Below are 22,631 nucleotides of genomic sequence, written 5' to 3'. Positions count from 1 at the left end.
CGCATGCTTATTCTTTAGATTTTTCCATTAATTAGAAACGTTATAATAATTTGAACTCACAATTTTATCCATAAAACTTAAAATTTCATCTTTTAGATCATCTCTTTCCAATGACATCTCAATCATAGTCTTTAAGAATCCATTAATCTCTCCAACATCATAACGTCTACCTTCAAAATCATATGCAAATACAGATTGTAACTCATTAAGCATTTGGATAGCATCAGTTAACTGAATCTCATTGCCAGCACCAATTTTGTGCTCCCCAAGGAAGTCCATTATTTCTGGATTTAAAATATACCTACCCATGATAGCCAAATTGGAAGGTTCTTGACCGAGTTCTGGTTTCTCAACAAAATTATTGACTTGATAAAGTCGCCCATCTTGTTTTAATGGATCAATAATTCCGTATCGATTCGTTTCCCCATCAGGTACCGTTTGAACACCAATAATGGATTTTTCTGTTTTGTCATATTCATTTATTAACTGTTTAAGTCCTGGTGTTTCAGCTCGGACAATATCGTCACCAAGTAAAACCGCAAAGGGCTCATTTCCAATGAATTTTCGGGCAGTCCAAACAGCATGACCAAGTCCTTTAGGTTCCTTTTGACGAATATAGTGTAAATCGACGTTTGAGGACTGATTTACCTTAGCTAAAATATCGTCTTTTCCTTTTGCTTCTAGTGTATCTTCTAGTTCATATGAACGATCAAAATGATCTTCAATCGCTCTCTTACCTTTACCTGTAACAATAATTATATCTTCAATACCAGATTCAATTGCTTCCTCTACAATATATTGAATGGTTGGTTTATCTACGATTGGTAGCATTTCCTTTGGTAATGCTTTTGTAGCAGGAAGGAATCGTGTCCCTAATCCTGCTGCTGGTATAATTGCTTTTTTCACTTTACTCACTAGTGAATCCCCCTATGCTAATTCGCTGACTTGTTGTTTGTCTTTTTTTTCTGTATTTATAAGTTCAAAAAGTTCATCTTTTAAGTGATTGACTTCAATTTCCTTCAGGTTACTAATATCATCGTGAATCGATGCAACATTTTCATGAGTGCTTTTTCCAATATGAATTTTAGGGAAAACTTGTTTCTTAGAAATTTCATCTTCCCCTAGTAACTCCTCATACATCTTTTCCCCAGGTCTAATTCCAGAATATTCTATATCTATTTCTTCTAATGAATAGCCTGATAACCTGATCAAGTTTTTCGCTAGATCCACAATCTTAACTGGTTCACCCATGTCTAATACAAATATTTCTCCACCACGAGCAATCGAACCAGCCTGGATAACGAGTTGACTAGCTTCTGGAATCGTCATGAAATAACGAGTCATTTCTGGATGTGTTACCGTAACTGGTCCACCTTTACGAATTTGATCCTTAAATAATGGGATAACACTTCCACGACTTCCTAGTACATTGCCAAATCTTACGGCAATAAATTTCGTTTTGCTCTTTTGGGCCATGTTTTGTACAATCATTTCTGCCACACGCTTTGTTGCTCCCATTACGTTTGTGGGATTTACGGCTTTATCTGTAGAAACGAGTACAAAACTATCAACTCCAGCATTATCTGAAGCTTCTGCTACATTCTTCGTACCAAACACATTGTTTTTAACTGCTTCTCTTGGGTTAAACTCCATTAATGGTACATGTTTATGAGCTGCCGCATGATAGACAACATCTGGTTTATATTCTTGCATTACTTCCATAATACGATCACGATCTTGGACATCTGCAATCACCGGTGTGATTTCATAACGGCGATGGTAACGTGCTAGTAAATAACGATGAATATGATAAATGCTATTTTCACCATGACCTAATAAAATGATATGCTCTGGTTCAAATGTCGCAATTTGCTTGCAAATTTCCGAGCCAATTGAACCACCCGCACCAGTGATAAGAACTGTTTTGTCTGTGATATAACTTGAAATCCCTTCAATATCTAGTTCAACTGGGTCTCGTCCAAGCAAGTCTTCCACTTCCACATCTCTTATCTGACTCGTTGATACTTTTCCAGTAGCTAAGTCCTCAAATTTAGGGATGATTTGTGTTTTCACTTTTACTTCAGCACATTTACTGTAAACTCGGTTTAAGTCATCTCTTCCAAGGGACGGAATTGCAATAATGATATGTTCTATTTCATGGTTCTCAGCAACTTCTTTTAAATGCTTCAGTTTACCTACAACTGGAACCCCATGGATTTGCATTTTCTCTTTAGTTTTATCGTCATCTAAGAAAGCAACAGGGCGTAATTCACTCTCGGTGCTCTGCATTAGTTGACGAGTTACGATTGCGCCTGCTGCACCTGCACCTATAATCAATGTCCGCTTCTGTCCCTTAATCGAACCCAATAATTGGTCTCTAAATACACGCCAAGCGAAACGAGACCCTCCAATTAACAAGATATGAAGCATCCAAGTGACTGCCATCGCTCTTAGGAATAAATTCCCGTATGCTGTATACTGAAATACTGCGGCAACAGCTACAGAAATCGTAACCACATTAAAAATGGCAACTAATTCTCCGATACTAGCATATTCCCAAGCTTTACGATATAAACCAAAATAAAGTGCTAGAAAGTGGTGTGTAATGAGTAGAATAATAGAAGTGGCTATAATGGCGTTTGAATTGGTTGAGAATGTGTTGTAGAGAATAAACGAACTTAAGTAGATGGACGATAGCACAATCAGCGTGTCTAAGGCTATTAAGCTGGTCAATCTCTTCTGGTATGTCAATCTGAACATCCTTTTCTTTTTCTATCTATGTATTTTAATGTAGTGCCTAATTCCAAGTTTGTTGTATTCGACGCTGTTTTCTCTTATTTTTCCTTGGAAATATTCGACTGGAAATAATACTATCAGACTAGACGCATACAAACAACATATTTCGTCATTTTTTTATAAGAATATTTGTATAAAAATGTTCTTCTAATATATATGATAATACTCCCTATATTGGAAAAAATCAAATTCATTTTCTGTTTAATTGTAATTTATGGTATACTATTGTCGGTATTTATCAAAATATAAGTCTATCGGGGGAAAGGGAATGGAAGAAACAATTTCACTTCAAGAGATTTGGCAGATAATTAAAAAACGCCTTAATCTTATTATTTTAATTACGATTACTGCTATGTTGATCAGTTTTATTGTAACTACTTTTGTGATGACTCCTCAATATGAAGCAAATTCACAATTTATCGTCAACGAAGAAGTTCAATCAGAACAACAAATTACACAAGGTGATATACGGACGAACGTTGAATTGATTAATACATATAACGTAGTACTGCAGAGTCCTGCAATTTTAAATGTTGTTGTTGAAGAGTTAGGGTTGGAAATGAGTAGTGGTCAATTAGCTAATAAAATCAATGTTAGTAACGCTGAGAATTCACAGGTAGTTAACGTACAAGTAGTAGACGCTGATCATGCTTTAGCAGTTGAGATCGCAAATACAACAGTGGATGTATTTCGTGAAGACATCCCTAATTATATGAATGTAGATAATGTTGGAGTGTTATCCGAAGCTGCTCATGACGCTAACCCATCACAGGTTAGTCCTAATCCCACTTTGAATGTTGCGATTGCGTTAGTGTTAGGATTAATGATTGGTATTGGTTTAGCATTTCTACTAGAATATCTTGATACGTCCATTAAGAATGAAGAAGATATTGAGAAGGCTTTAGACTTACCTGTTATGGGTGTTATTTCGACATTCCAAACAGATCGTGAATCGTATTCATCAAAAAGAAACCGATAAGGAGGGTTACCTATGGCAAGAAAGAATACTGTACAACGTGTGAATCACCAACGTCAGTTAATCACACACGAAGAACCAAAATCACCTATTTCTGAACAATACAGAACATTACGAACGAACTTGCAATTCTCCGCAGTTGATACAGAATTGCGTTCGATCGTCATTACATCAAGTAGCCCTTCTGAAGGGAAGAGTTTAACAACAGCGAATCTGGCCGTAGCATTTGCGCAACAAGGTAAGAGTGTCCTACTTATTGACGCCGATTTACGTAAGCCAACTGTACACTATACTTTTCGAATCAATAATACATTTGGCTTGAGTAATTTGTTGATTGGGGAACATACACTTGAAGATTGCGTTACGAATTCAAAAGTGGATAACTTAGATATATTACCATGTGGACCTGTTCCACCAAATCCTTCTGAGTTATTAGGTTCTCGTTCGATGCAAAAGTTGATTGACACTGCAAAAGAAAGCTATGATATGGTTATTTTCGACTCGCCACCTGTTTTAGCTGTTACGGATTCTCAAGTATTAGCTAACCATACAGATGGAGTTTTACTAGTTGTTCGTAGTAAGAAAACGGAAAAAGATGCCGCTTCTCGTGCAAAAGAATTATTAGTTCAAGCGAAGGCGAACGTCCTAGGTGTTGTCCTAAATGACAAAGATACCAAAGAAGGCGAGTATTTCTATTATTACGGAAATTAATGAAAGCTACCTTGCATTTTATGAACCACATGGTATGATTACCATGTGGTTTTTTATAATTTTTGAAAGGAGGAGTAAGATGATCGACATACACAGTCATATCTTACCTGGTGTCGATGATGGCGCTCAAACAATGGAAGATAGTTTAGACATGGCAAGAGCTGCGGTAGAAGCAGGAATCTCAACCATCTATGCTACTCCTCACCATTTAAACGGAAGATATGAAAACGAACAAGAGCTCGTCGTAAAAGAAGTAAAAAAACTTCAAAAAGCAATCGAGAAAGAACTAATTCCTTTAACTGTATTACCCGGGCAGGAAATCCGTATTAACGGAGAAGCAATTGAACACTTACATAATGATACAGCCATGACGCTTGGAGGAAATACCAACTATGCTTTAATAGAGTTTCCTTCTAGTTCCGTACCAAGGTTTTCCAAACATACGTTATTTGATTTACAGATGAATCAAGTGAAACCTATTATCGTTCATCCAGAACGAAATGGCGCTTTCTTAAAGCATTCGCACTTATTATTTGAATTCGTAAAGCGCGGATCGTTGACTCAGCTAACTGCTTCTAGTGTTGCCGGAGTTTTCGGGAAGAAGATTCAAAACTTTAGTTTTCAACTGTTAGAGTCTAATTTAGTTCACTTTATCGCCTCTGATGCGCACCGCTCAACAGGCGGACGTAGTTTTCACATGAAAGAAGCATACGATGTGATTACAGATCGCTTCGGCCAAGAACTAACTGACATCCTACAAGAAAACGCAGAGTTAGTTATGAACAATGAGCAAGTGATTGTAGATCCACCAGTGGAAGTGAAGAAAAAAAAGTTATTAGGGATTTTTTAAGGAATGTAAAAGGTCGGTCATCATGGAGATGACCGGCCTTTTTTGTTTGTTTGGTGGGATATACTCCCATCGCTTTTGGGCTAAGCGAGGGTTTTCTAAAGTTACCCCCTCAGTACTTCTCCATACACTCTCAAGTAATTTCCACCATATATTTGGATGATCTCTTCTTTTTCAAACCCTCTCTCCAACAACTTCTCTGTCAACGTCTTCAATTCAGCATGGCTAATAATATCAAATGGTCTATCTTCCATTTGATTTAGCATTGCATCAGTTAAGTATTTGTAAAGTGCATCACAACAATCAAGTCCTAGTCCAATATAATCGATCCCGACTGTTTTTTTCATGTGTTCAATATGATCGACCAATATATTAACATCCCCCTTGTTGGCATCTCCAGAAGCAATCAGACTCACAACGTTAATTCCTGCTACGCCGCCTCTGCTAGCAATCCTCTTCAACTGATTGTCTGTCAAATTCCTCGGGGTTTCAGTAACTTCTCGCGCATCTGAATGTGAAGCTATAATCGTACCATTGTTAAACCTAAACACGTCCTCAAAACCGCGGTCATTAATATGCGTTACATCTATAATCATTCCGAGTCGCTCCGCTTCTGTAACTAAAGCTTCACCAAACTTTGTCAGCCCTCCACCACGATCCTCTTCCTCCATCGTAAAATGACAACCATCAGCAGCGAAGTTACGACGACTCCATGTTAAACCAACGAACCTAACACCTAACTCATAAAAAACACGCAATAATGACAAATCGTTATAAAGAGGTTCGACACCTTCAAAAGAGAGCATAATACCAACTTTTCCAGTTCGCTTGGCTTCCATCACATCTTCATAACTCTTGCACAGCATGATTTCATCAGGCGACTCATCGATTTCCGCGTATAAGGCACTCACCTGATTTAAAGCCTTATGAAGAACCATTTCAGGATTAAATGCATCATCTACAAAAATAGAAGAAATAATCAAATTAAAGCCGCTCTTTCTAAAATTCGGTACGTGGTCGGTTTCAATGACCTTTGTCCGACCTGTCTCCCGCTGTTTTACCACATCAAAAAGCAAATCGAAATGAGCATCAATAATAAAAGCTTCTTCATGAATTTCATTAACTAAATCTTTCAATCTACCATCCCCTTTGATTGAACATATAACTAATTTTGCAAACCATGATACCATACCTTGAGAGGGCGGTCACATGAAAGGAAAGCTTTCACTTATTTTATATAATTAAAAAATCCAGTCACTAGGACTGGATTTTCTTCAGGTATTCACAGTTTAGAGATTGTTACTTCATTAGATAGATTCAACCTTTATATCTACCGTTTCTTCGGTCGTTGATTCGGTGGCTTCGATACTTTCTTAATCGCATTAAGTACCGGCTGTTTTCCTCCACCCACCATTCCTACGATTTCAGCAATGATGTGGATTAGTAATGCAGTAATGAAGGCGAATAAGACTGTCGCACCTAATGTGGAATAACCTAATAACACCGATAACACACCGAACATGGCACTGAAGATATAAATAATGACTACGGCGCCACGGTGAGTCAAACCTGCATCGATAAGTTGATGGTGAAAATGCTTGCGGTCTGGCTGCATGATGCTCTCACCACTTCGAAGTCTTCGTATGATTGTAAATGTTGTGTCTACAATTGGGACGGCGATCACGAGTACAGGTAAGACGAAACTGAATAGTGCTACGTTTTTAAATAAGCCGAGCATGGAGATAATCGCGACAGCATACCCTAGAAATAAGGAGCCTGAGTCGCCCATATATATTTTGGCTGGATTGAAGTTGAAATATAGAAACCCTACATTTGCTCCAATTAAAATCGCACATAAAAAGGCTGCTGCCATATGGCCGTCAATGATCGACATCGCAAGAATACTTGTTAGTGCAATGCTTGTTACCCCAGCAGCAAGCCCGTCCAATCCATCGATTAAGTTTATTGCGTTCGACACAGCTAATATCCAAATAAACGTAATGATTATACTTAAATTATTAAGTTCTATTTCTCCAAATAAGGGAATATTGATTCTTTCAATCAGTAAACCAGACGACACTATAATTAAAGCCGCTGCACTCTGACCAGCCAGTTTGTATACTGGTCTGAGGTTTACAAGATCATCAAATAAACCGGTCATCAGCATAATCAGCGCTCCAACGATAATCGCTAGTTGATGCTCATGTGTTGGCCAAAAGATTAAGTAAGCAGCAGTAACACCAATAAAAATTGCTACTCCGCCTAAATATGGTTTTTCTGTCTCGTGAATTTTCCGTTCATCGGGACAATCCACTATTTTATATTTAAATGCTAACTTTCTCATAAAAGGTGTAGCTATAATTGAAACAACTAACGCGATAAAAAAACCGCCAATTAGTGTTGAATAATCCATTCAGAATCCCTCAGTTCTTAGTCTATACCCCACCATCTTAGCACAGAAATACTTGTAAATAAATAAAAATCACGGCGATAATTGTCTGAAATTGATTGCCTTTTCTTTCAAAAAACTTTATAATTTATAGAGTTATTATTATGTTTTAAAAGGGGAAGCATATGCGCCGAACAGAATTAAAGAAACAACGAAAAAAAAGAAGAAACCGGAGAATTCTATTTTCAGCCTTGGCTGTATTTTTAGTTGTCATTGGGTTCGGTTCTTATTTAATATACCAAACACTGCAAGCAGCAAACAATTCATACGATGATTTAGACGGACGAGAGAAATCAGAACTGCGAGATGAAGCCGTCTCCATTAGTTCCGATCCATTTTCCATTTTGATTATGGGTGTGGAAGATTATGAGTCAGAAGGCCAAACTGGTCGCACAGATACATTAATGGTTGTTACGTTTGACCCGGAAGAACAGTCATCTAAAATACTAAGTATTCCACGTGACACGTTAGTTGATTTCGTTGGCATGGATCGTAGAGATAAAATTAATCACGCGTATGCATACGGGGAAAAAGAAATGACGATTAATACTGTTGAAGGATTTCTTGATATACCAATTGATTATTACGCATCTGTAAACTTTGACGCATTTATAGAAATGGTTGACGTTCTAGGTGGAGTTACTGTTAATGTACCCTTTGACTTCGAACAGAAAACCATGGCACCAAACTCTTACTACGTAGAATTTTTTGAAGGGGAACAACACGTAAATGGTGAGGAAGCCCTCGCTTATGTAAGAATGCGTAAGGAAGACCCTCGTGGTGATCTCGGACGTGTCGACCGCCAACAAGAATTCATGAAAGCACTAGCAGATGAAGCAATGTCATTCCAAACCGTTACGAAGGTTGATGACATAAGTAAAGTAATTGGCGATCATGTAACCACCAATGTGAAAGTGTCAGAAGGTATTCCAATGTTTCGTAATCTAAATAACTTTGATCGCGACAATATGGAAACCGTCGAGCTTGATACCTACCACGAAATGATCGATGGTGTAAGTTTTCAAATCGCTCGAGATGAATCACTAGAAAATGCTCGTAGCGAACTTAAAGAACACTTGCAACTGGAAGATAGTACACATGTTGAACATGATGCAGATGTGATTACTTCTGAAGATGAAGAAGCTAATAATAGTTATTAAATTCATGAGGCCATGCCACTTTTGAGAGTGTCGTGGCTTTTTTGTATCTTCATGGGATTTTAGAAGTTCGTCGTTTGCCTGCATCCAGCACTCAATGCCGGCATAAGCATTCTTTCACCTGATTCGGGCTGTGGTTCACCGGTATATCGGGTTGCTGTGCCGGCAAAAGACGCTCTACCCAATCTATAATCGCCTCAATTTTTTTGCGCAATAGAAAGCTAAATTAAATTATAATGATATTATTTCTTATGATAAAATAATTATGTAAATCTGGATGAGGATGTGTTCAAAACGTGGAGCATAATTATAATGAATTAGGTTTTAAGACAAAGCAAGGTAGATTCAAACGTTATAAGGAAGCAGGGTTGTTAGAAAGCCTTGATTACGTGTTCATTAATGAGGTGAAATCATTCTGGAAGGACCACTTAAGTTTTGATGTAGAACCTTCTTTACCAGTCGCTTTTTATAATTTAACCAATAAACGTGATCCTTGGGTAGTCCCTCATGACGTTATGCGCAAAAAAATCATCCCATATTTAAATGACATGAATATGGTGAGTGCTTATAGTGATAAGAACTTATACAATAACTTAATTGAAAAAGACAAAACTCCATCTCCTATCATTAAGAATATTAATGGAAGGTTCTTTAATTCTAGTGATTCACCATTAATTAAGGAGGAGGCAGCTAATCTATTATTAAAGGAAGATGCTGAATATATAATTAAACCTAGTCAAACAGATGACGGAGAAGGAATAGAGAAATTAACCATAAAGAATGGAATCCTTTATCTGAATGAAAAAGATTATACAATTAACGATATAGATCGAATTTACAATAAAAACTATATTATTCAAGAGCTGATCTCACAGCATCCAGTATTAGCCGAGCCACATCCTAATTCTGTAAATACACTAAGAATTGTTACTTTAAGATGGGATGGTATAATCCATCATTTATTAACTTTTGCTAGATTCGGTACTAATAACAATGTTAAGGACAATGCTGGAGGAGGTGGCGTCTGTATTGGGGTGAATGATGATGGAAGCTTTTATGAATTCGCATTAGATAAGAATGCAAAAGTTTACTATAAACACCCATCTACAGACTTTTCATTTAGCGATTTAAAACAAATACCCAATTATGATAAATGCATTTCTTTTGCAAAGTCTCTTCATAAAAGGATTCTTCATCATGATTTTATATCCTGGGACATTACAATTGATAAAGAGGGAGAACCAGTATTTATTGAATCCAATTTCTTTGGTGCAACTTGGTTATATCAACTTACAACTCAAAAGCCCTTATTTGGCAATCTTACTATTGATATTTTAAAACGTATTAATGCTATTAACACAATCGGTCCAACTGAAATTCCTCAAAGAACTATTAAACGCCAATCTAGTGAAATTGATGAGTTAAAAAATTCTATTGAATCGTATAAGAATCAAACTAGAAAACTTAAGAAGAAGAATAAAAAGCTGACTAATAAAAATGCAGGTATTATGAACGAGTTAAATTCGGTTAAATTACAGAACGAGTATTTGAGATCAAGCATTAGTTGGCGATTAACCTCACCACTTAGAGTTTTAAAAAAGATTATAAAACGGAATCATTAAATCTGAATCCAAATGAAAAAGGGCGGCCTAAGCCACCCTTTCCTCTTTATAAGCTCCAATAATAGAAGCCGTCTTGTTCACATTTTTTGCGATCGAGTAGTTCTTTGACATCGATCAGTACTTTTTGATCGGATGCTTTGTAGAAGCCGTTCAGTTTCTCTATCGTTAGGTTTTCTTTAAATTGTTTGTGGCCTACTGCTATAACCGCTGCATCCAATTCATCCAACTCTTGTTCTGATACGAGTTCGATTCCGTATTCGCGTTTGAAATCTTCTGCATCTGCTTCTGGATCGTGAGCAACGACATTCAAGTTGTATTCTCTTAACTCTTTAATGATATCGATAATTTTTGTATTACGCACATCCTGGCAATTTTCTTTAAATGTCACACCGAGGACAGCCACTTTTGCTTCGGTTAGATTTTGGCCTGCTTGGATCATTTTCTTAATCGTACTAGATGCGACATGTTTCCCCATGCCGTCATTTATTTTACGACCTGACAAAATGATCTGAGAGTGATATCCGAGTTGCTCTGCTTTATATGTGAAGTAATACGGGTCGACTCCTATACAGTGGCCACCAACTAAGCCCGGTGAAAACTTCAAGAAATTCCACTTTGTGCCGGCTGCTTCGAGGACAGCTTTCGTTGGAATGTTCATACGATCAAACACCATTGATAGCTCGTTCATAAACGCGATATTTATGTCACGTTGAGAGTTTTCAATCACTTTAGCCGCTTCTGCAACTTTAATGGATTCAGCCTCATGCACTCCAGCTTCAATAATCGACGCATATAGAGCAGAAATCTCTTTCAGGGCTTCCGCATCGGAACCCGACACAATCTTGATAATTTTGGTCAATGTGTTCTCTTTATCGCCAGGATTGATTCTTTCTGGGGAATAACCTACTTTGAAATCCTCTCCGAACTTCAAACCAGACTCTTCTTCTAGAATCGGGATACAGACTTCTTCCGTAGTCCCTGGGTACACTGTTGATTCGTAAACTACGATAGAGTCTTTCGTCAAGTTCTGTCCGATTGTTCTGCTCGCTCCAATTACTGGGTTTAAATCCGGAGTTTTGTCCGAGTTAATCGGCGTTGGAACAGATACTATATGAAACTTACATGACTGAATATCCTCAGGCTTGTCTGTAAACTGCATCGAAGTATTTTGGACAGCCTCATCTCCAACTTCTTTCGTAATATCGTATCCATCTTTATACTTCTTAATTTTATCGGCATTTACATCTAAGCCAACTACATTATAGTGCTTTGCGAGTTCAATTGCTAAAGGAAGACCTACGTACCCTAGTCCAATTATAGATATCTTTTCATTACCTGCTTTAATTTGTTCAAACAATTTCATCCTGTATACCTACTTTCATTAGTTAACATATCTTGTATTATACAGATTTCGCAAAAATTTTTCATCCATTCTCTTCTAAACCAAAAAAAAGTGACCCAAAAGTATGGGCCACTCAAAAAGTCTTTCTTATTCTACTCTCTCTAAAAATTCACTTGCCATCCAGTAGTCGTTTCCATCTACCTTAATGCGATACCAGTTGTAATTTGTTCCGCTTAATTCCGCTTCTTCTGATACAACTAGATTATCACTATCAAGACTTAAGGTTACTAAATCATTTTCAGATAAGCTTCCTCCAATGTTACTACCACCTGGCTCTGTACGATAACGCACGCTAGTTCCGGTAACGATAGATAGGTTCAGTGTATCTACATAATCTCCTGATACCCAACCTTCATCACCATCGTAACGAACATTTAACCATCCAGAATCACTTGTTCCAATCAAATCGACAATTGTCCCTTGTGGAATTGTAGCAATTCGATCATAACCTGTGGATGGACCTTCTCTGAAGTTTAGATTCGTTGTGATTTCTCCAATAACTCCTTCTGGATATTCTCTCAACTCTGGTTCTTCCGGTTCAACTGGTCCTGTCGATGGCGGTGGTGGTACAGAGCCATCCGGTCCTGGTTGATTTATATATTGAGGAATATCATATAACAATCTGTAATTGTGGACATCGTCACCTAACATACTATACATTTTGTTAGCTTGTAAAATCGGCCACATAATGTGAGTAGCATACTGTTTCCCACGTGCGTTGTTATCTGAAGCATATTCTGGATCCCACTTCATTTTGTAAAGTGTATTTTGACCTTGACTAATATAATTATTAGAAATTTGTGATGCTCCACCGATTACTGCAGCTTCTGGAGAGAACCATTCTCTTTCGAATGCATACATCGCTCCTCCACCAATCGGATTATTATCATGAGCACCATAGCCGTACATATTATAAACAATATGTTGAACACGACTATCATCAATATCCCTAACTACATTTCCACTACTATCTCGAATTACATTCCCTGAGCCATCAACCCCGATTCCTCGAGCTAATGTTGATGTTCCATTTCCAGTTTCATGTAATGCGTGTGCCATTAAATAAAGTTCATTAATGTTGTAGCGATCACCAGCTTGGATAAATGCAGCACCTGTACCAGATAATGTTCCAACATTACGAAGGAAACTATCGTTTAATTCTCTTGCTGATAGATTAGTAGATTCATCTAATAATAAAAATTGTAAGAAACTTGCTGTACCCTCTAAAAAGTTCGACGGGTTCAAGTAATAACGAACATTAGCTTCATCCGCATCAATATTACCTGCTCCATCATACTTTGGCCAACCACTGTTCATTTGGATTTCTAAAGCACGATTGAAAGTAAGACCGTACTCTGTTACTTGAGCAGTGTTTAGTAATCTTTCAATCATTTCCAAAGTAACTTCATCTGCAATTCCGTTAACAATTAAGTTATTATCTGCCTGAAAGTCTCGCACAACACTAGCAGTGATTTCTCCATAACTAGCACTTGGGCTTGACCAACTTGCATAACCAAGTTCTACTAAATCTGTTTTCATATCTACTACATGTTGACCTCTATTCCCAATTGAATATGGGGAATTAAGAATTTCATCCATTTTGTTTAGTGTTGTTTGGTTCGCAATTCCATTCGCGGTCAATCCATAATAACTTTGAAAGTCACTAACAACATCAGAAGTAATGCTTCCATAAAACTGACTTGGAGAACTCCAACCAGCGAAACCTAACTCAACTAATTTTTCTTTCAATGTCACAACAGGTTGTCCACGATCCCCATCTTGATAAGGTGGGACTAAAACAGACGCCATTTTGGAACGAGTGTCTGAATCAGCGTGCCCTGTTACTGACATACTGTAATACTCTTGAAACTCTGAAACAGCAGCTACTAGATCATCTCCATAAAACTTTGTGAGTTCATCCCAGTCTGCGATTCCAAGTTCCACTAATTGTTCTTTAATTCCGATTACATGTTCCCCGTAGTCACCACGTTGGAAGTTAGCTTTGTTGTTTAAAACTCTCTCTAGCTCGTCCAATGTGTTTTGATCCGCTGTACCTGTCACATTTAAACCATATTCGCGTTGAAAATCGCTTACTGTGCCAGAAGTAATTGGACCATAGAACTGACTCGGGTCAGACCAGTCAGCAAAACCTAATTCAACTAATTTTTCTTTTAATTGAACAACTGGTTGCCCGCGGTCTCCATCTTGATAAGGAGCGCTTAGAACTTCTGCCATTTTATTCAGCGTCTGTTCGTTTGCTACACCCGTTGCAGATAGCATGTAATACATTTGAAACTCTGAAACTAATGCTTCTAATTCGTTATCATAAAATTCATTTATAGAATCCCATTCAACGAAACCTAGAAGTTCCAGATCTTCTTTCAAGTCTACAATATGGCTTCCACGGTCGCCGCGATGATACCTGTCTGCATTAGAAAGTGTATCTAATTCATTAAACGTTTGTTCATCGACAATTCCCGTAACAGGTAAACCATATGCACGTTGAAAGTCTTTTACTACACCCGAAGTGATTGGACCATAAAACTGACTTGGGCTGGACCAACCAGCGAATCCTAATTCAACTAGTTTTTCTTTTAGTTGAACAACTGGCTGACCACGATCACCATCAACGTAAGGTAAGTTTAGAACTTCTTCTAATTTTTCTCTTGTTGAATCGTTAGCATTTCCGGTAACTTCCATCTCATAATACTCTTGGAATTCTTCCACGGCAGCTACCGTGTCTTCATCATAAGAGGTAGATGGATTATTCCAATTAGCTACACCTACACGAACTAAGTTTTCTTTCAATAGACGAACATGTTCACCAGAATCTCCAAGTTGATACATTTTGGATTCAGCAACTAGTTCATCTAACTTAGCTAAAGTTTGAAGGTCAGCCACCCCGTTAACAGTTAAACCGTGTGCCTGTTGGAAGTCTTCTACTACACCAGAAGTGATTGGACCATAGAATTGACTTGGACTAGACCAGCCGGCAAAGCCTAATTCAACTAATTTTTCTTTTAATTCAACTACTGGTTGACCACGGTCACCATCACGATATGGAGGATTTAACACTTCATCCATTTTCGCTCTCGTCTGCGCGTCAGCTTCACCAGTTACAGCAAGCCCGTAATATTCTTGAAATTCACTTACATAACTAGCTGTAATTGAACCGTAGAACCTAGATGGAGGATTCCACCCTACAAAGCCCATATCAACAAGTTTTTGTTTCATTTCAACAACATGTTCACCTTCCGCACCAATTTGATACATCGATGCTTCTTGAAGTGCTGCGTTGATTCTGTTGATAGTCTCTGTGTCTGCTACACCATTAGGAGTTAAACCGTATGCTTCTTGAAAATCAGCAACTACACCTGCTGTGATAGATCCATAGAATTGACTTGGATTGGACCATCCAGCAAAACCTAATTCAACTAATTTTTCTTTTAACGAAACAACTGGATCCCCGCGATCACCTGAAGCATATGGTACATTCAGCACCTGATCCATTTTGTCGCGTGTAGCTTGATCAGCTTCCCCTGTTTCTGGTAAGCCGTAATACTCCTGGAACTCTGAAACGTACCTTGCAGTTATATCACCATAGTACTGTGAAGGTGGGTTCCAACTAACAAACCCCATATCGACAAGCTTCTGCTTCATCTCAACGACATGATCCCCTTCGTCACCTACTGTGTACTGCTCTACATTCGAAATTGAAAAAGACATACTCTCTGATTCCTCTTCAGATTCTTGCTCCTCAGATTCATCAGTTTCGGTTTCTTCTTCAACCTCTTCTTGCTCTTCTTGTTCTTCTTCTTTTTCATTCGCTTCGGATTCTTCATTCTCCGATTCTTCTAAATTCTCCTCTTCCTCCTTAGATTGCTCTTCAGATTCCGTTGAGTCTTCTTCAGTAGATTCTTCGCTAGATTGTTCGTCAGATTTTTCCTCAGATTCATCTTCCTGATTCTTATCTTCTGACTCCCTAGCTTCTTCTGTTTCCTCAGAGTCCGAATGATCCTCATCCTCATTTTCACTCTCAGGTTCTTCATATGTATCGCTAGATTCGTTCTCTTCTACATCTTGTTCTTCGTTATTCTCTTCTGCATAGGTTACATTACTGAATACAGAACCAAATAGCACAAGAGTGAAAATGAAGATTACATTTAATATAATCTTCTTCAATTTTTCACCTCCTCTTATTCACTCATTATCTATCATTTTCCATTAAATTTCAACAGCATTTCGACAAAATCACTAGGCCAAAAGCAGTGAATTTTACAAATAGTTTATGAATTTGTTACAGAATCTTTCTGTTATCTGAGGTTGGTCGGGGCTGTTTTGCCGGCATAAAGAGACGCTTGCCGGCATGAAGCTTTTCTTTGCCGGCAAGCGGTGGTTCTCACCTGAAAGGTCTTGCCCTATGCCGGCATCCAGTTCTCCTCACCTGAATAGAGTCCCGCTTTGCCAGCATAATCAATCTTCCGCCCGAATCTGATCCCTCCACGCCGGCAACATCTCACCTCTCCTAAATAAATAAAGCACCCCACCTTAACTAGGCGAAGTGCTCCAAATATTATTTTCTACTTAAGTTAAATGAATTGGCGATTGCATCTGCTGTGATTTCAGCTAAGTGGGTACGATAGCTGCTATTTCTAAGTAATTCATATTCCGAACGGTTATCGATAAACAAGTATTCAAATAAAATCGCTGGCATGTCTGTATTACGCAGGACATTAAAGTTAGAGCGTTTCATTCCACGATCAGAGATGCCATCACTTCTCATTTCATTGTATACATGTGTATGGATATTGCGCTGGTGTTGTACAGTTTCTGAAGAGACAGAACCGTTATGGATAAACGTTTCGAACCCGTGCATATTTCCATTAAAAGCATTATTATGAACACCTACGAAATAGTCTGCACCCCATTCATTTGCCATCACTGAACGTGATTCAAGTGCATGATATTCATCCGTTGTTCTTGTGAGCATAATATCTGCTCCACGGTATTTATTTTCTAAAAATTGTTTCATTTTTAGAGAAATATCTAGATTTACATATTTCTCAGTTAAACCAAACCCAATCGCACCAGGATCTCGGCCCCCGTGTCCAGGATCAATAAAGATTTTTACAATATTATCTTCCATGGTTTCACGAGTTAAAGGATCGGCTATCCCACTCACAGGTAGTCCATAAGCTTGTTGGAAATCTTCCACTACTCCAGCCGTAATTGGACCGTAGCTTGCAGAAGGACTGCTCCAATTAGCAAATCCTAATGTTACTAACTTCTCTTTCAATTCAACTACATGTTGCCCGCGATCACCTATACTGTATTGGCTATTTAACACATCGTCTAATTTATTTAATGTTTGGCCATCAGCAACACCTGTCGCAGATAAACCGTAATAACTTTGGAAGTCTGCTACGACACCAGAAGTGATGGAACCATAGAATTGACTTGGACTTGACCAGTTTGCAAACCCTAACTCAACTAATTTTTCCTTTAAAACAACAACTGGTTCTCCGCGATCACCATCTTGATAAGGAGAACTCAGAACCTCGTCCATTTTTTCTCTTGTGGTACGATCAGCATTTCCAGTTACAGGTAAATTATAATACTCTTGAAACTCAGATACATAACTTGCTGTAATCGATCCATAGTGTCTAGATGGTGGATTCCAGCTAACAAAGCCCATATCAACAAGCTTCTGCTTCATTTCGACAACATGTTCCCCTTCATCACCTGGTGTAAATCGAGTTAAGGCCTGCTCAATCGTTGCTAATGTATTTTGATCAGCCACTCCAGTTACTTCCAAGTTATAAGCTGCTTGAAAGTCTTCTACAACTCCGGCGGTAATGGAACCGTAGAATTGACTTGGACTAGACCAGCCAGCAAATTCTAATTCTACTAATTTTTCTTTTAGCTCAACTACTGGTACTCCACGGTCACCATTTTTATAAGGTGCATTCAACACCTCATCCATTTTGTTCCGAGTCGCTTCATCCGCAACACCTGTTACGTCCATTCCATAATATGCTTGAAATTCTTCCACGTAACTTGCAGTGATTGAACCATAGAACCTTGAAGGAGGATTCCAACTAACAAAGCCCATGTCGACAAGCTTTTGCTTCATCTCTACAACATGGTCCCCTTCATCACCAATCGTGTATTGCTCTTGCACAGATTGCGTTCCGAAAGTTTGAGCTTCTTCCTCATTTTCTTCCTCTTCTTTTTCTTGCTCTTCCTGCTCTTCTTCCTCTAGTTCCTCAGTCTCTTCTTCACTAGATTCCGATTCTTCTTCCTTTGCATCGGATTCTTCCTCATTTGATTCGGTCTCTTCATGAGATTCATCCGATTCCTCTGTGTCTTCTGCGTCACTTTCCTCTGTTGCATCTTCTTCTGTATGATCGGTTTCTTCTTGTTCCGTTTCATCGGTAGAAGTTCCAGAATCTGAATTTTCCTCATCCTCTGATTGTTCTTCCTGTGATTCTTCGTCTTCTACTTCATCTACTTCTTCATATGTAGGGTCTTCTTCATTTGAATCTGCATCTTCTTCACCTGAAACGGTACTATGTAAGAACGCCTGAGACAATACTAAAACAAATGCTAGAGAAAAGTATAATAATAGTTTTTTCACTTTTCCTTTCCCACCTCCTACCTCTATTATCGACAAATCTACCAATAATTACAATAATTTCTGAAAAATGAGTCGATTTAGCCAGTTAATTGTTATCTAATAAAGATGGGTATATGGTAAAATATTTGGGTATAGTTAATTATGAAGAAACTAACAAAATAATTATAAAAAAGTTGAGGTATAATTTATGAAAAACGCAATGGAATTGGTTTTCCAAGCTATTCAGAAAAAAAACTCATCCGTACTAGATGAGTTACAAGTTTCCTCTAAAGCTGATACATCTTATGTCTTTTTATCCGTATCAGATTTTGAAACTAGAGCGAAAGTAACAAAAGGAAAAGGAACGAATGTCTCAGAAGCAATAAAAACGGCTGTAGAAAATTATTTAAATCATAAACCTTCTGATCATGAAGCTAAAGATATAAAACTTGATGTTATTACTGAATTTGCAGGAGTAAACGAAAAGAATAGTTCATTCGATTTCTCAAAAGGAAAAGTAATTTATAATTCTGGAGTAAATGGTTTAATGTTTGGAGAAGACTTTGAGCTTGTATTCTCCCCTCAAGAAGTAGAATGTTATGGTGTCGTCGAAAACAGAAGAATTAAGAGAAGTCGACTAAACGAAGCATTATCTAACCAACTAGATTCCGAAATTACTAATGTGGAAAAAGGTTTAGAAATTGACAATCTATATAAATTCACTACTGATTCCTATTACTATGACGGGGAACATTACAAAGAATTGTATCGAGGTAATCATGCACCTGAGTCACTATCTAAAAAGGAAATCCTAGAATCATTAAAATTAACAAAGAACAATTACTTCCGTAAAGTTGTTAATAAAAAAGGTAAATTTAATTATAATTACTTGCCTGCAATTGATGAAAAGGAAAGCAGATACAATATCTTAAGACATGCTGGTACGATGTACTCCATGCTTGAGACGTATGAAATAACACCAGGTGAAAAATTATTAGAAAAAATCAAGCTAGCAGCTGATTTCCTTGCAAATAGTGTGGAGTCGACAGAAATTAATGGAGTTCAAGCTAAAGTTCTTGTCGAAAGGGACGTTAATAAGCTTGGTGGAAATGCATTAGCAATTGTCGCACTAGCAAAATATACGACCATCACAAAAGATGAAGTCTATATTCCATTAATGCAGGAACTCGCTACATGGATTAAAGCAGTCCAAAACGAAAGTGGTGACTTCAGTATTCACAAACAAATCTTCTCAACTAAAGAAGTGACTGATTTCAGGTCCGATTTTTATAATGGAGAAGCTATTTTAGGACTAATCAGATTGTATGAACTTGACCAAAACAAAGACTGGCTCGAAGTTGCAGAGAAAGCCACTGATTTTATGGTGTTAGACAAAAATAAAGATGCCACTCCAGATACGATCCATCACGATCATTGGTTACTGTATGGTATTAAAAACATTGACCCGCATATAAACGATTCTAAATATTATGCTCATGCAGTAATGATGGCTCGTTCAATTATGGATAGCCAATATCGATCAGAAGAGCATCCTACTGAATGGATTGGTGGATTTCCTCCACAAGTTGGAACTTTACCAAAGTCAGTACCTGTATCTTGTAAAACAGAAGGCTTATGTAATGTTTATCATCTTGCTAAGAAATACAAGGATGACCAATTAGCAAGTGATCTATTAGACACTATTACTCATTCTGTGAAGTTTGCCCTACAAATGCAATTAAAACCTGAGAAAGTAATGTATTTCCCGAATAAGAGATTAACACTAGGTGCCTTTCATAACAAATTCAAATCGATTGAATTAAGAAATGATTTTACACAGCATAACATTTCTAGCTGCATCGGCTTATACAAGATATTAAAAAACAAAACAGGAGAGTAATTCTACTCTCCTGTTTTTGTTATTTCTTTTTGAAATAGCCAGGTTTTTTACTTCTTGTTTTTATATTTTTTCTAAATTCTTCTCTGACGTGACTTAATACATCTTCTGTAATTTCTCCAAAGCATCCACGTTGGGAGGCTAGTTGGTAAATCCACGTTGCACCACTGAAGTTTGCCTCAATAAATATTGGTTCAGCTTGCTCACTAATTGCAATATCCCATGAGATATAGTCATGGTGCAGTATATCTTTATGAAGTTCTTTCACAAATTCCTTACATGCTTCAAAGTTCGGAACTCTCAAATCATCACTAAAATTAAATCCAGTAGTAGGGTGATGAGTATGCACATTAGCATGTTCATCAATTGCTGAATCCATTAAGTATCCATTATCATCTACCCCAACACAAACACCACCAGTACCAGCATTATCATTCACGCTATTGTTTGCTCCAAACCTCGCAAAAGTAAGCATATACCTAATTTCTCCTTGCCACCTCATCGTTACCATTCGAAGCGTATTAATGGACGGGGCATGTGGTCTTTTCATTTCAGGGTGCTGTTTGATAATTTCTTGAATAATGAAATTAGAACCAAAAATGTTTTCAATTTTTTTCATGCTTATTTCTTTTCCTTTAATTTCAAGCTTATCTTCACTTACAGCTAACTTTTCAATACTAATCCCATTATTCGTGTTACTTGGTTTGATGATACAATCTTCTTTAAGTTGCTTTAAATATTCATATGCTTCCTCTTGTGACAGGTAGTTATTATTTGCATCAAAATAATTATTACGTACTCTTTTTAAAATTGTGGCTGGTACTTTGTCCGTACTAATTAGTTTGTCATAGGTGTTTTTATCCTTATACATATTTTTTTCACGACTCAAATTAAAATATTCTAGCAATTGTTTTCGCATAATATCACCTGGAATGATCTTCACGTCTTTTATTCCGTGCATATTATGAAAAGCAACATGAAGTCGTGTATCAATCTTTTTATCATAGTTAGTTTTCCAATAATGTTGAACTTCTCTTAAAAAATTAAAGTCAATCTCATTAAGTAAGTTTGCGTATTTTAATTTCTTGTAAGAGGATTTTTCTGGATATAATCCAAACTTTTTTAGTGTGCTTACTTTATGTTCTTTTGTAAAATATCCTCCAAAGAACGTGGCAGTAAATCCATAATCAAATAAATCATTATCAAATTCAAGTTCCTCAAAGCTCTCTTCTAATTTTCTACATTCATCTTTCTTCGCCGTACGTATGGTTACAGAATTTATTTCTTTATCTTGAACAAGTGGAACGTATTGAGGTGAAACTTCCCATCCATTTTCGTTTTCCTTAAAATCCAAACTTACAAATAAATTATAATTATCCTCTGGATCTTCTTCTGCTTTACTAGGTATGTTACCTAAAGATTGAATAACCGTACCCTTTTCATTTCTTTCGATGGGTAGTTGTTTATCATTCCCAGTACCGAATACGTAGTCTGCGCCATTATCAATTAGTTGAAATAATTCTCTTTCGTATGAATTGCTATCCTTAAATTGTAATAGTGGATAAACAATAATAATTGATTCAGGATGTTCTTTGCGTAGTGACTTTATATTGTTTTTCATTTCATTTAAATCGAATTGATTTACAATCAGGCTTTTCCTTCTAAATATTTTATTCTTCGGCTGTCCTTCATGCTCCAACCCAGTAAGTACAAAGACCTCTTGAATATTATGTTCACCGCTAAGAGTTATTTTCACTGGGTGTGATGCTTGATCAAAATCTGCTCCAACACCGAAGATCTCTGCATTGAATTTCTTTTCTATATTTTTTAATGTATGAAGAAGTTTTTGGTTTCTATTTAGTAAACTATTATTAGCTAAACTAATCTTATTTATATTCCATTCATTCGATTGTATGAGTCCGCTTTCTAATGACTCTTTTTGATCCAAATTAATATTCCCAAAGTTATAATGTTGTTCATTTAAAAGGTCTAGTAATTCGTTGGAAAATCGAATTGGTTTGTCGTTATCTCTACCATTTTGTATGTACCCCATAAATCCTATCTTGTAAAAACCAGTCATAATATATACTCCTTTTAGATTTTTTGTTTCTATTTCCATCATACTCTTGAATTTAAAATAAACAATGAAAATCTAGGA

14 protein-coding genes are annotated in these 22,631 nt (G+C 37.2%); 6 read left to right on the top strand and 8 right to left on the bottom strand.

Annotated elements, in window-relative coordinates:
* Positions 1-27 precede the first annotated feature (27 nt).
* Both galU and G532_RS0113490 read right to left on the bottom strand, forming a co-directional pair.
* Positions 28-915, bottom strand: a complete 888-nt coding sequence (gene galU, locus G532_RS0113495; protein WP_027965271.1) for a UTP--glucose-1-phosphate uridylyltransferase GalU — start codon at positions 913-915, stop codon at positions 28-30.
* A gap of 12 nt (positions 916-927) precedes the next feature.
* Complete coding sequence (locus G532_RS0113490; RefSeq protein ID WP_027965270.1) at positions 928-2,751, bottom strand: polysaccharide biosynthesis protein; 1,824 nt, start codon at positions 2,749-2,751, stop codon at positions 928-930.
* 313 nt (positions 2,752-3,064) lie between these two features.
* On the opposite strand from G532_RS0113490, the gene G532_RS0113485 reads away from it, so the two are divergent.
* The 3 genes from G532_RS0113485 (at position 3,065) to G532_RS0113475 (ending at position 5,333) form a co-directional block, all read left to right on the top strand.
* The gene (locus G532_RS0113485; RefSeq protein WP_027965269.1) at positions 3,065-3,775 is read left to right on the top strand and encodes a YveK family protein; all 711 of its coding nucleotides are present in this window, start codon (positions 3,065-3,067) and stop codon (positions 3,773-3,775) included.
* A 12-nt stretch (positions 3,776-3,787) separates the two neighbouring features.
* Positions 3,788-4,483, top strand: a complete 696-nt coding sequence (locus tag G532_RS0113480; protein ID WP_027965268.1) for a CpsD/CapB family tyrosine-protein kinase — start codon at positions 3,788-3,790, stop codon at positions 4,481-4,483.
* Between the two features lie 79 nt (positions 4,484-4,562).
* Entirely contained in the window at positions 4,563-5,333 is a 771-nt protein-coding gene (locus tag G532_RS0113475; RefSeq protein ID WP_027965267.1) for a tyrosine-protein phosphatase, read from the top strand.
* A gap of 101 nt (positions 5,334-5,434) precedes the next feature.
* Here the strand turns inward: G532_RS0113475 and G532_RS0113470 are convergent, their stop codons facing one another.
* A complete protein-coding gene (locus G532_RS0113470) occupies positions 5,435-6,466 on the bottom strand; it encodes a dipeptidase (RefSeq protein ID WP_051189187.1) in 1,032 nt (343 codons plus the stop codon).
* 194 nt (positions 6,467-6,660) lie between these two features.
* A complete protein-coding gene (locus G532_RS0113465; RefSeq protein ID WP_027965265.1) occupies positions 6,661-7,743 on the bottom strand; it encodes a glycosyltransferase family 4 protein in 1,083 nt (360 codons plus the stop codon).
* Between the two features lie 161 nt (positions 7,744-7,904).
* Here G532_RS0113465 and G532_RS0113460 point away from each other — a divergent pair, with 161 nt between their 5' ends.
* Positions 7,905-8,939: an LCP family protein gene (locus G532_RS0113460; protein WP_027965264.1), complete on the top strand. Its 1,035-nt coding sequence runs from the start codon at positions 7,905-7,907 to the stop codon at positions 8,937-8,939.
* 293 nt (positions 8,940-9,232) lie between these two features.
* Positions 9,233-10,558: a sugar-transfer associated ATP-grasp domain-containing protein gene (locus G532_RS0113455; protein WP_027965263.1), complete on the top strand. Its 1,326-nt coding sequence runs from the start codon at positions 9,233-9,235 to the stop codon at positions 10,556-10,558.
* Between the two features lie 46 nt (positions 10,559-10,604).
* Here the strand turns inward: G532_RS0113455 and G532_RS0113450 are convergent, their stop codons facing one another.
* The 3 genes from G532_RS0113450 to G532_RS15920 all read right to left on the bottom strand — a co-directional run bounded on the left by G532_RS0113450 (position 10,605) and on the right by G532_RS15920 (position 18,597).
* Positions 10,605-11,921 carry a nucleotide sugar dehydrogenase gene (locus tag G532_RS0113450; RefSeq protein ID WP_027965262.1) on the bottom strand — a complete coding sequence of 439 codons (1,317 nt, stop codon included), beginning with the start codon at positions 11,919-11,921 and terminating at the stop codon, positions 10,605-10,607.
* A 126-nt stretch (positions 11,922-12,047) separates the two neighbouring features.
* Positions 12,048-16,142 (bottom strand): peptidoglycan-binding protein, encoded by a 4,095-nt coding sequence (locus G532_RS15690; protein WP_027965261.1) that lies wholly within the window; start codon positions 16,140-16,142, stop codon positions 12,048-12,050.
* 391 nt (positions 16,143-16,533) lie between these two features.
* Positions 16,534-18,597, bottom strand: coding sequence for a peptidoglycan-binding protein (locus G532_RS15920; RefSeq protein WP_084500811.1), 2,064 nt, complete (start codon positions 18,595-18,597; stop codon positions 16,534-16,536).
* 187 nt (positions 18,598-18,784) lie between these two features.
* On the opposite strand from G532_RS15920, the gene G532_RS0113435 reads away from it, so the two are divergent.
* Positions 18,785-20,476 carry a glycoside hydrolase family protein gene (locus tag G532_RS0113435; protein ID WP_027965260.1) on the top strand — a complete coding sequence of 564 codons (1,692 nt, stop codon included), beginning with the start codon at positions 18,785-18,787 and terminating at the stop codon, positions 20,474-20,476.
* Between the two features lie 19 nt (positions 20,477-20,495).
* On the opposite strand, the gene G532_RS0113430 is transcribed toward G532_RS0113435, so the two are convergent.
* Entirely contained in the window at positions 20,496-22,553 is a 2,058-nt protein-coding gene (locus tag G532_RS0113430; protein ID WP_027965259.1) for a sugar-transfer associated ATP-grasp domain-containing protein, read from the bottom strand.
* Positions 22,554-22,631 lie beyond the last annotated feature (78 nt).

The sequence above is a fragment of the Halalkalibacillus halophilus DSM 18494 genome (assembly GCF_000423105.1).
Lineage (GTDB): Bacteria > Bacillota > Bacilli > Bacillales > Alkalibacillaceae > Halalkalibacillus > Halalkalibacillus halophilus.
This window is presented reverse-complemented; position numbering and strand designations above follow the sequence as displayed.